Annotated in this window: 9 protein-coding genes and 1 pseudogene; 8 read left to right on the top strand and 2 right to left on the bottom strand. The window is 38.7% G+C overall.

Annotated features, from left to right (window positions below; translation table 11 throughout):
• Positions 1-24: 24 nt before the first annotated feature.
• Positions 25-345 (bottom strand): annotated as a pseudogene (locus tag HMPREF2837_RS00150) (ISL3 family transposase); the annotation flags it as partial.
• A gap of 495 nt (positions 346-840) precedes the next feature.
• On the opposite strand from HMPREF2837_RS00150, the gene HMPREF2837_RS00145 reads away from it, so the two are divergent.
• From HMPREF2837_RS00145 to sdbB, 6 genes are all read left to right on the top strand, one after another.
• Positions 841-2,100 (top strand): UDP-N-acetylglucosamine 1-carboxyvinyltransferase, encoded by a 1,260-nt coding sequence (locus HMPREF2837_RS00145; RefSeq protein ID WP_049549429.1) that lies wholly within the window; start codon positions 841-843, stop codon positions 2,098-2,100.
• 16 nt (positions 2,101-2,116) lie between these two features.
• Positions 2,117-2,668, top strand: coding sequence for a GNAT family N-acetyltransferase (locus tag HMPREF2837_RS00140; RefSeq protein WP_075230491.1), 552 nt, complete (start codon positions 2,117-2,119; stop codon positions 2,666-2,668).
• Complete coding sequence (gene spxR / locus HMPREF2837_RS00135) at positions 2,661-3,938, top strand: CBS-HotDog domain-containing transcription factor SpxR (protein ID WP_045763437.1); 1,278 nt, start codon at positions 2,661-2,663, stop codon at positions 3,936-3,938. Before HMPREF2837_RS00140 ends, spxR begins: the two co-directional genes overlap by 8 nt.
• A 14-nt stretch (positions 3,939-3,952) precedes the next feature.
• Positions 3,953-4,813: a methionyl aminopeptidase gene (locus HMPREF2837_RS00130; RefSeq protein WP_049525847.1), complete on the top strand. Its 861-nt coding sequence runs from the start codon at positions 3,953-3,955 to the stop codon at positions 4,811-4,813.
• Between the two features lie 126 nt (positions 4,814-4,939).
• Entirely contained in the window at positions 4,940-5,647 is a 708-nt protein-coding gene (gene ccdA2 / locus HMPREF2837_RS00125) for a thiol-disulfide oxidoreductase-associated membrane protein CcdA2 (protein ID WP_049549428.1), read from the top strand.
• A 12-nt stretch (positions 5,648-5,659) separates the two neighbouring features.
• Positions 5,660-6,223 carry a thiol-disulfide oxidoreductase-associated lipoprotein SdbB gene (gene sdbB, locus HMPREF2837_RS00120; protein ID WP_049549427.1) on the top strand — a complete coding sequence of 188 codons (564 nt, stop codon included), beginning with the start codon at positions 5,660-5,662 and terminating at the stop codon, positions 6,221-6,223.
• Between the two features lie 57 nt (positions 6,224-6,280).
• Here sdbB and HMPREF2837_RS00115 read toward each other — a convergent pair whose 3' ends face one another.
• Positions 6,281-7,267, bottom strand: a complete 987-nt coding sequence (locus HMPREF2837_RS00115) for an L-lactate dehydrogenase (RefSeq protein WP_049549426.1) — start codon at positions 7,265-7,267, stop codon at positions 6,281-6,283.
• 193 nt (positions 7,268-7,460) lie between these two features.
• Between HMPREF2837_RS00115 and gyrA the strand changes: the two genes are divergently transcribed.
• Complete coding sequence (gyrA, locus tag HMPREF2837_RS00110) at positions 7,461-9,929, top strand: DNA gyrase subunit A (RefSeq protein WP_049549425.1); 2,469 nt, start codon at positions 7,461-7,463, stop codon at positions 9,927-9,929.
• Positions 9,929-10,678, top strand: a complete 750-nt coding sequence (locus HMPREF2837_RS00105; RefSeq protein ID WP_000078698.1) for a class A sortase — start codon at positions 9,929-9,931, stop codon at positions 10,676-10,678. The genes gyrA and HMPREF2837_RS00105 overlap by 1 nt, the downstream gene beginning before the upstream one ends.
• Positions 10,679-10,913 lie beyond the last annotated feature (235 nt).

The raw sequence follows: 10,913 nt of genomic DNA, 5'->3' as shown, positions 1-10,913 counted from the left end.
ACATTATGTACTGTTTTAGGTTCAATTGACTATACAAGGAATTTGGTGATTCTTCTTGACGATAGAAGTCTCAGCGACCATCATTTTAGAGCAATGATAGCACCTAAAACGGCGCTTTTTAAGAAGAATTCTAGTAGGCATACCAGTCGTTTCAAGGTAAGGAACCTTAGACGGTTTTTGAAAGTCATATTTCTTCATTGGACTTCCGCAATCAGGACAAGATGGTGCCTCATAATCTAGTTTAGCGATGATTTCTTTGTGGGTATCCATATTGATGATGTCTATAATCTGGATATTAGGGTCTTTAATATCGAGTAGTTTTGTGATAAAATGTAATTGTTCCATATGTTTCTTTCTAATGATGGTTTGGTTGCTTTTCATTATAGGTCTTATGGGACTTTTTTTCTACAACAAAATAGGCTCCATAATATCTATAGGGGATTTACCCACTACAAATATTATAGAGCCTTTTTTTGTTTTGATACCCATTTTGGTAACCAAAATGATTTTTATGTAAAATCTTTGTACAATATCATCGGTTTAATTTCTTATTTTATAAAAGTTGAATACTATTGCATATACTTATTAAGCCTGTCTTTCTTTTCCCAATCGCAAACAAAAAATGTACAGTAAAAATTTTGTTGCTAGCCTTAAAATTACAGGCTAGGAAGATTTTTACTCGCTTTGATAAGTATGATAAATCTAACTGATATAACCACAGTTATCGTCTTTAATATCAAGATAGTTCTGGGCCTAATTTTTTTATAGGATTGGCTATTAGTAAGAAATATGGTATAATATAGGGTAAGGCCTTCTTAATAAATAGTGAAAGAGTATAAAATGAAAAAAATTGTCATTAACGGTGGGAGACCATTGAAAGGTGAAATTACGATTAGTGGCGCTAAAAATAGTGTCGTTGCCTTGATTCCTGCCATTATTTTATCAGATGATGTTGTGATTTTGGATTGTGTTCCGGACATATCTGATGTAGCTAGTCTTATTGAGATTATGGAAATCATGGGAGCTAGTGTCAAGCGTTATGACGATGTTCTTGAGATTGATCCTCGTGGTGTTCAAAATAAACCAATGCCTTATGGTAAAATTAATAGCTTGCGTGCGTCTTATTATTTCTATGGTAGTCTTTTAGGACGTTTTGGTGAAGCAACTGTAGGTTTGCCTGGAGGGTGTGACCTAGGACCACGTCCGATTGATTTGCACTTAAAAGCATTTGAAGCTATGGGGGCTAAGACAACCTACGAGGGAGATAATATGAATCTCTCAACCCAAGGATCAAGTCTACATGGTGCGCATATCTATATGGATACTGTTAGTGTTGGTGCAACTATTAATACAATGCTAGCAGCAGTAAAAGCTAAAGGTCGAACAGTTATTGAAAATGCTGCTCGCGAACCTGAAATCATTGATGTGGCTACATTATTAAACAATATGGGAGCTCACATTCGTGGCGCGGGTACAGATATGATTACAATTGATGGTGTGGATAGCTTGGACGGGACACGCCACCAAGTCATCCCTGACCGTATCGAAGCAGGTACATATATTTCAATGGCAGCTGCAGTAGGTCATGGGATTCGAATTAATAATGTACTTTATGAGCATTTAGAAGGATTTATTGCTAAACTTGAAGAAATGGGAGTTCACATGACTGTTTCTGAAGACAGTATTTTCGTCGAAGAGCAAACAAATCTAAAGGCTGTTAATATTAAGACAGCTCCTTATCCAGGTTTCGCAACAGATCTTCAACAGCCTATTACTCCTTTGCTATTAAAAGCAGAAGGTCGTGGCACATTGATCGATACAATCTATGAAAAACGTGTCAACCATGTTTTTGAATTAGCCAAAATGAATGCAGATATTTCAATAACAAACGACCACATACTTTATAAGGGTGGAAATCCTTTGCAGGGTGCAAAAGTTAAGGCAACAGACCTACGTGCTGGAGCTGCCTTAGTTATTGCTGGCTTGCTGGCTGAAGGAAAAACAGAGATTACCAATGTTGAATTCATCCTTCGAGGCTACTCGAATATTATCGAAAAATTGCGTAATCTTGGAGCAGATATTGAGCTAATCGAAGATTAGCAATTTGAGGATTGCAATGAATATCTGGACTAAATTAGCAAAATTTTCTTTCTATGAGACGGAACGTTTATATTTCCGTCCCTTCTTTTTTACGGATGTAGATGATTTTCATCAACTTGCATCAGATCCTGAAAATCTTCAATTTATCTTTCCTGCACAAGAAAGTATTGAAGAAAGTCAGTATGCTCTTGCCAATTATTTTATGAAATCACCTTTGGGGATTTGGGCTATTTGTGATAAAAAAGAGCAAAGAATGATTGGAGCTATCAAGTTTGAAAAGCTTGATGAAATTAAGAAAGAAGCAGAAATTGGCTATTTTTTAAAGAAAAACTATTGGTCTCAGGGGTATATGACTGAAGCAGTTACCAAATTACGAGATTTATCCATGAACGAGTTTGCATTGAAGCAACTTTCTATTGTGACACATCTAGAAAATGTTGCTAGTCAGAAAGTAGCAGAAAAATCAGATTTTGTTCTTTATCGTCGTTTTAAAGGTAGCGATCGTTATACCCGAAAGATGCGGGATTATCTAGAATTCCGTTATACAAAAGGAAATCTAAATGAGTAAACACCAAGAAATATTAGCCTACTTGGAAGAATTACCAGTTGGGAAGCGTGTCAGTGTTCGTAGTATTTCAAATAGGCTGGGAGTAAGTGATGGTACTGCATATCGGGCTATCAAAGAAGCTGAAAATAGGGGACTTGTTGAAACACGTCCTCGAAGTGGAACAGTACGTGTAAAGTCAAAAAAAGTAGCTATTGAGAAATTAACGTTTGCAGAAATTGCAGAAGTTACAGGCTCGGAAGTTTTAGCTGGTCAAGCTGGATTGGATAGAGAATTTAGTAAATTCTCCATTGGAGCGATGACTGAAAAGAATATTCTTTCTTATCTTCATGATGGCGGCTTACTTATCGTAGGAGATCGAACACGTATTCAGTTATTAGCACTTGAAAATGAAAATGCTGTCTTGGTAACAGGTGGATTTGAAGTTCATGAAGATGTTTTGAACCATGCTAATAAAAAAAATATTCCAGTATTACGCAGTAAGCATGATACATTTACAATTGCGACTATGATCAACAGAGCTTTGTCCAACGTTCAGATCAAGACAGATATTTTGACGGTTGAAAAAATCTATCGTACCAGTCATGAGTATGGTTTTCTACAGGAAACAGATACTGTCAAAGATTATCTAGACTTGGTTCGTAAGAATAGAACAAGCCGTTTCCCTGTCATCAATCAACATCAGGTTGTTGTTGGTGTAGTTACTATGCGTGATGCTGGAGATAAATCACCTGGTACAACGATAGATAAGGTCATGACAAGGACAGTCTATATGACTGGTTTAGCGACGAATATTGCTAACGTTAGCCAGAGAATGATTGCTGAAGACTTTGAAATGGTACCTGTTGTGAGAAGCAATCAAACCTTACTTGGTGTCATTACTAGACGGGATGTTATGGAAAAGATGAGTCGCTCTCAAGTTTCAGCTTTACCAACATTTTCAGAACAGGTTGGTCAGAAGTTATCTTACCACCATGACGAAGTTGTCATCACGGTTGAACCATTTATGTTGGAAAAAAATGGAGTCCTTGCAAATGGAGTTCTTTCAGAAATATTGACCCATATGACGCAAGATCTGGTTGTGAATAGCGGACGTAACCTTATCATTGAACAAATGTTGATTTATTTCTTACAAGCTGTTCAAATTGATGATACCTTGCGAATTCAGGCTAGAATTATTCATCATACGAGAAGGTCAGCTATTATTGACTATGACATTTATATCAATCATCAAATCGTATCAAAAGCAAATGTTACTGTAAAAATTAATTAAAACTAGGAGAAAACATGATTACATTAAAATCAGCTAGAGAAATCGAAGCAATGGATAAAGCTGGCGATTTTCTTGCCAGTATTCACATCGGTTTGCGTGACATCATCAAACCAGGTGTAGATATGTGGGAAGTAGAAGAATATGTGCGTCGTCGTTGTAAAGAAGAAAATTTCCTTCCACTACAAATCGGTGTTGATGGGGCAATGATGGATTATCCTTATGCCACTTGCTGTTCACTCAATGACGAAGTAGCCCATGCTTTTCCACGCCACTATATTTTGAAGGAAGGCGATTTGCTGAAGGTTGATATGGTTCTTGGTGGGCCAATCGCTAAGTCTGACCTCAATGTTTCTAAACTCAACTTTAACAACGTTGAGCAGATGAAAAAATATACTCAAAACTTTACGGGCGGCTTGGCAGATTCTTGTTGGGCATACGCTGTTGGAAAACCGTCAGAAGAAGTTAAAAACTTAATGGACGTGACCAAGGAAGCTATGTACATTGGTATTGAAAAAGCTGTTGTAGGAAACCGTATTGGAGATATTGGAGCTGCTATTCAGGAATATGCTGAAAGTCGTGGTTACGGCGTTGTTCGTGATCTTGTAGGCCACGGTGTTGGTCCAACTATGCATGAAGAACCAATGGTTCCTAACTATGGTATCGCAGGTCGCGGTCTCCGCCTTCGTGAAGGCATGGTTTTGACAATCGAACCTATGATCAATACAGGTGATTGGGAAATCGATACAGATATGAAAACAGGTTGGGCACATAAAACAATCGATGGTGGACTATCATGTCAGTACGAGCATCAGTTTGTTATTACTAAAGATGGGCCTGTAATCTTGACAAGTCAAGGTGAAGAGGGAACTTATTAATCAAAAAAGGAGCTCAGCTCCTTTTTTGATTCTTTCAAGTTGAAAATTAATTTGCGTAGCGGATTTCTTACAAACGTTTTCTTTTATAGTAAAATAATAGATAATTATATGAAAGAAGGTTCTTAATTGGAAAGTATTTTATTTTTTATTTCAGTCTTTATAGCTGGGGTCTTGTCATTCTTTTCTCCCTGTATCTTTCCCTTGTTACCAGTCTACGCAGGTATTCTGCTAGATGATCAAGAGAAGTCAAAGACATTTCGTTTTTGGGGTAAAGATGTTGCCTGGTCAGGATTGATTCGGACACTCTGTTTCATTGCGGGTATCTCTCTCATCTTCTTTATTCTTGGATTTGGAGCAGGATTCCTTGGGAATTTACTTTATGCTGACTGGTTCCGTTATGTCATGGGAATCATGATTATTATACTGGGTTTGCATCAGATGGAAATTCTTCACTTACAAAAATTAGAGGTACAAAAAACAGTAACATTTAAGCAAAAACAGTCTAGCAAATATTTGTCGGCCTTTTTACTGGGTATCAGCTTCAGCTTTGGCTGGACTCCATGTATAGGCCCAGTTTTAAGTTCTGTTTTAGCATTGGCTGCCTCAGGGGGAAATGGAGCTCTTCAGGGGGCCTTATTAACCCTCATTTACACTCTCGGAATGGCGCTTCCATTTTTAGTTCTGGCCTTGGCATCAGGTCTTGTCATGCCTTATTTTAGTAGAATCAAATCCCACATACTTTTATTGAAGAAAATTGGTGGTTTATTGATTATTCTCATGGGAATTTTATTAATGTTGGGACAGTTAAATGTCTTATCTGGAATATTAGGATAAAAGGAGTTATCTATGAAAAAAATTATCTATTTTGGGCTTAGTTTCTTGTCTCTCTTTCTTCTGATTGCTTGTGGCAAGGAAGAGAAAAAATCAAGTCAAGAAAATCAAACGACTCAGACACAGCAGCAAGCAACTGTGAAGCAAGTGGCTGTAGGAGCAGAAGCACCTGATTTTACGCTTCAATCAATGGATGGAAAAGAAGTGAAATTATCTGATTTTAAAGGTAAAAAAGTTTATCTTAAATTTTGGGCATCTTGGTGTGGACCATGTAAGAAGAGTATGCCAGAATTGATGGAGCTTGCTGCTAAGGAAGATCGTGATTTCGAAATTTTATCTGTCATTGCTCCAGGGCTTCAAGGTGAAAAAACGATAGACCAATTTCCAAAGTGGTTTGAAGAACAAGGTTATAAAGACATCCCAGTTTTATATGATACAAAAGGAGCTGTTTTTCAAGATTATCAAATTCGAAGCATCCCTACAGAGTATCTAATTGATTCACAGGGTAAAATTGCTAAGATTCAATTAGGTGCGATTAGTAACGCAGATGCAGAAGCGGCTTTTGCTCAAATGAAATAAAGTAACGAAATATAAAAATGTCTAGACAAATCGTCTAGACATTTTTTCTAACATAAATTAGTTTTTTGAAGCTGCTTGGAATTCAGGTTTTTTCCAAGCTTCATCAATAATAGCTTGCAATTCTTTTGCTGAAGCTTGCATTTTTTGAGTTTCAGCATCGTTCAATGGGATGTTAACTGGACGAACGATACCATGTGCACCAACGATAGCTGGTTGACCGATAAAGACGTTTTCAACTCCGTATTGACCTTCTTGGAATACTGAAAGTGGAAGAACTGCATTTTCATCATCAAGGATAGCTTTTGTGATACGAGCAAGGGCTACTGCGATACCGTAGTATGTTGCACCTTTTTTGTTGATAATTGAGTAAGCAGCGTCACGAACTGAGATGAAGAGTTCTACAAGGTCCGCTTCATCCAAGTCACGGTTAGCTTGCAACCATTGTTCCAATTTTACACCGGCAACGTTAGCGTGTGACCAAACGGCAAACTCAGAGTCACCGTGTTCACCCATGATGTAGGCGTGAACTGAACGAGCATCAACGCCGATTTTTTCAGCAAGTGCTTGACGGAAACGAGCTGAGTCAAGTGAAGTACCTGAACCGATAACACGTTCTTTAGGGAATCCTGAGAATTTCCAAGTTGAGTAAGTCAAAACGTCAACTGGGTTAGCAGCAACAAGGAAGATACCGTCGAAACCAGAAGCAACAACTTGTTCAACGATTGATTTGTTGATAGCAAGGTTTTTACCAACAAGGTCAAGACGAGTTTCACCTGGTTTTTGTGGAGCACCAGCAGTGATAACTACAAGGTCAGCATCCGCACAATCTTCATACTTAGCTGCATAAATTTTCTTAGGTGAAGTAAAAGCAAGCGCGTGGCTAAGGTCTTCAGCATCACCAACAGCTTTTTCAAACAATTGAGGAATTTCAATGATACCGAGTTCTTGTGCAATTCCTTGGTTAACAAGAGCAAAAGCGTATGATGATCCTACGGCACCGTCACCGACAAGGATAACTTTTTTGTGTTGTTTAGTTAATGTCATTTGTCTAAACATCTCCTTCATTTTTTAAGGGCTTCCCCCGTTTAGTTCAATTCTATCACTTTTAAATAGCTTTGTCACGGATATAACATCCACTTGCTCATGTAAACGTTTTAGTCGGATTGGAAGACTGAAATCTAGGTCAAACTATGGTATAATATATCTAGTTACTAATAGTGAAATGAGGCATTTGTTAATGCAAGATAAAAATTTAGTGAATGTCAATCTGACAAAGGAGATGAAGACCAGCTTTATCGACTACGCCATGAGTGTTATCGTATCGCGGGCCCTTCCTGATGTTCGAGATGGGTTGAAACCAGTTCATCGTCGTATTTTATACGGTATGAACGAATTGGGTGTGACACCAGATAAACCTCATAAGAAATCTGCCCGTATTACAGGGGATGTCATGGGTAAATACCACCCGCACGGTGACTCATCTATCTACGAAGCTATGGTTCGTATGGCGCAATGGTGGAGTTACCGTTACATGCTTGTAGATGGGCATGGGAACTTTGGTTCCATGGATGGTGATGGTGCCGCAGCTCAGCGTTATACTGAAGCGCGTATGAGCAAGATTGCACTTGAGATGCTTCGTGATATCAATAAAAATACCGTTGATTTTGTTGATAACTATGATGCCAATGAACGTGAACCTGTTGTTTTACCAGCTCGTTTCCCAAATCTTTTGGTCAATGGTGCTACAGGTATTGCCGTTGGTATGGCGACCAATATTCCGCCACATAACTTGGGTGAAACCATTGATGCTGTTAAGTTAGTGATGGATAATCCAGAAGTCACAACCAAGGAATTAATGGAAGTTCTTCCTGGTCCAGATTTTCCAACTGGTGCCCTTGTTATGGGGAAATCAGGTATTCATAAGGCCTACGAAACTGGTAAGGGTTCGATTATTCTTCGTTCCCGTACAGAAATCGAGGAAACAAAAACTGGTCGCGAACGTATCGTTGTAACAGAATTTCCATACATGGTTAATAAGACCAAAGTCCATGAACATATTGTGCGTTTAGTTCAAGAAAAACGTATCGAAGGTATTACAGCTGTTCGTGACGAATCTAACCGTGAGGGTGTTCGCTTTGTTATCGAAGTGAAGCGTGATGCCTCTGCCAATGTTATCTTGAACAACTTGTTCAAAATGACTCAAATGCAAACTAGCTTTGGATTTAACATGCTGGCTATCCAGAATGGTGTACCAAAGATTCTTTCTCTTCGTCAAATCTTGGATGCCTATATTGAGCACCAAAAAGAAGTAGTGACTCGTCGTACTCAATTTGACAAAGAGAAAGCTGAAGCGCGTGCACACATCTTAGAAGGTTTGTTAATTGCTCTGGACCATATTGATGAAGTTATTCGTATCATTCGTGCCAGTGAAACGGATGCAGAAGCCCAAGCTGAATTGATAAGCAAGTTTAAGTTATCTGAACGTCAAAGTCAAGCAATTCTCGATATGCGTCTTCGTCGTTTGACAGGTTTGGAACGTGACAAGATTCAGTCAGAATATGATGAACTTATTGCTTTGATTGCTGACTTGGCAGACATTCTTGCAAAACCAGAACGCGTAGCGCAAATCATCAAGGAAGAATTGGATGAGGTCAAACGTAAGTTTGGCGATCCACGTCGTACTGAGTTGATGGTTGGTGAAGTCTTGACACTTGAAGATGAAGACTTGATTGAAGAATCTGATGTTCTCATCACTCTATCAAACAAAGGCTACATCAAACGTTTGGACCAAGACGAATTTACAGCTCAAAAACGAGGTGGACGTGGCGTTCAAGGAACTGGAGTCAAGGATGATGATTTTGTCCGTGAGTTGGTTTCGACCAGCACTCATGATCATTTGCTCTTCTTTACCAATAAAGGACGTGTCTATCGTCTTAAGGGATATGAAATTCCAGAATATGGTCGCACTGCTAAGGGCTTGCCAGTTGTCAATCTTCTGAAACTAGACGAAGGGGAAAGCATTCAAACTATTATCAATGTTGAATCAGAACGTAGTGATGATGCCTATCTCTTCTTTACAACTCGCGCAGGTATTGTCAAAAGAACCAGTGTCAAAGAATTTGCCAACATTCGTCAAAATGGTCTCAAAGCCTTGAATCTGAAAGACGAGGATGAGTTGATTAATGTCTTACTAACTGAAAAAGACACAGATATCATCATCGGAACCAGATTAGGTTATGCAGTTCGTTTCAATCAGTCTTCAGTTCGTAGCATGAGTCGTATTGCCACTGGTGTTAAAGGGGTAAACCTTCGTGAAGGTGATGCAGTAGTGGGAGCGAGAGTGATCACTGACCAAGATGAAGTCCTTATCATAACTGAAAAAGGATACGGTAAGCGTACAGTTGCGACTGAATACCCAACAAAAGGTCGTGCCGGTAAGGGAATGAAAACAGCCAATGTTACCGAGAAAAATGGTCCTCTGGCTGGTCTCTTAACAGTAAAAGGGGACGAAGATCTGATGATTATCACTGACACAGGTGTTATGATTCGAACCAATGTTGCCAATATTTCACAAACGGGACGTTCAACTATGGGAGTAAAAGTGATGCGTCTAGATCAGGATGCTAAGATTGTGACTTTTACAAGTGTTGCAGCAGCAGAAAAAGAAGAAGTTGGGGCAGAACAGGAAACAGAAAGTGAAGCATAATGTCTCAAAAAAAGAATCAAAGTAAAAAAAATAAACGTAAGAATCTACTGATTAACATACTGGCAGGATTCCTAATCTTGTTATCTATCGCTTTAATCTTCAATGCCAATATTCGTGATATGTTCATGATTTGGAACACTAATAAGTATCAGGTCAGTCAAGTAACTAAGGAAGAGATTGAGGAGAATAAAGAAACAGAAGGAAATTTCGATTTTGATTCTGTAAAATCACTTTCCTCGGAGGCAGTCCTATCAGCTCAGTGGAATTCTCAGCAACTTCCGGTTATTGGAGGTATTGCCATTCCAGAGCTTGAAATGAATCTGCCAATATTTAAGGGACTCGATAATGTTAACCTCTTTTATGGTGCTGGGACAATGAAAGCCAATCAGGTAATGGGGGAAGGAAATTATTCTCTAGCAAGTCACCGTATCTTTGCAGGTGAAAATGCAGATAAGAAATTATTCTCTCCTCTTGCTCGCGCTGAGAAAGGGATGAAAATTTATCTCACTGATAAAGAGAAAGTCTATACATACGAGATTGAAGAAGTTAAAATTGTAACTCCTGATCGCGTAGACGTAATTGACGAACGTGATGGGATTAAAGAGATTACCTTGGTAACCTGTGAAGATGCTAATGCAGTTGAGAGAATTATCGTTAAAGGGAATTTGACGGAGATAAAATCTTATGCAGAAACTCCATCAGATATCTTAGAAGCCTTTAATAAACCCTATAAACAATTTTATGAATAGTAGAAGAGGTTGGGACAAAAGAGCCCGACCTCATTTTTTATTAGCAATCAAACTTTGACGCGGTAGCTGATTGAACTTTTTGTTCGTCTTTTAGACTCCAAAAAGCTCCTAATCATCCTCGCGGGGCTGGGACTACGAAATCGAGACTTTGTTTATCGATTTCTGTCCCACCGCCTTTTCTTGTCAATTTCAGAAAATAGAGCTAAATTCCCAAACTAAGTTCCACCGCTAGTAG

This window comes from Streptococcus sp. HMSC071D03 (assembly GCF_001812125.1).
Taxonomy (GTDB): Bacteria; Bacillota; Bacilli; order Lactobacillales; family Streptococcaceae; genus Streptococcus; species Streptococcus pseudopneumoniae_N.
This window is presented reverse-complemented; position numbering and strand designations above follow the sequence as displayed.

Bases quoted from the DNA above. Each gene is read 5' to 3' on its own strand.
- sdbB (WP_049549427.1), top strand. From the start codon at position 5,660: ATGAAAAAAATTATCTATTTTGGGCTTAGTTTCTTGTCTCTCTTTCTT.
- HMPREF2837_RS00115 (WP_049549426.1), bottom strand. From the start codon at position 7,267: ATGACATTAACTAAACAACACAAAAAAGTTATCCTTGTCGGTGACGGT.
- HMPREF2837_RS00140 (WP_075230491.1), top strand. From the start codon at position 2,117: ATGAATATCTGGACTAAATTAGCAAAATTTTCTTTCTATGAGACGGAA.
- HMPREF2837_RS00130 (WP_049525847.1), top strand. From the start codon at position 3,953: ATGATTACATTAAAATCAGCTAGAGAAATCGAAGCAATGGATAAAGCT.
- gyrA (WP_049549425.1), top strand. From the start codon at position 7,461: ATGCAAGATAAAAATTTAGTGAATGTCAATCTGACAAAGGAGATGAAG.
- HMPREF2837_RS00105 (WP_000078698.1), top strand. From the start codon at position 9,929: ATGTCTCAAAAAAAGAATCAAAGTAAAAAAAATAAACGTAAGAATCTA.
- HMPREF2837_RS00145 (WP_049549429.1), top strand. From the start codon at position 841: ATGAAAAAAATTGTCATTAACGGTGGGAGACCATTGAAAGGTGAAATT.
- spxR (WP_045763437.1), top strand. From the start codon at position 2,661: ATGAGTAAACACCAAGAAATATTAGCCTACTTGGAAGAATTACCAGTT.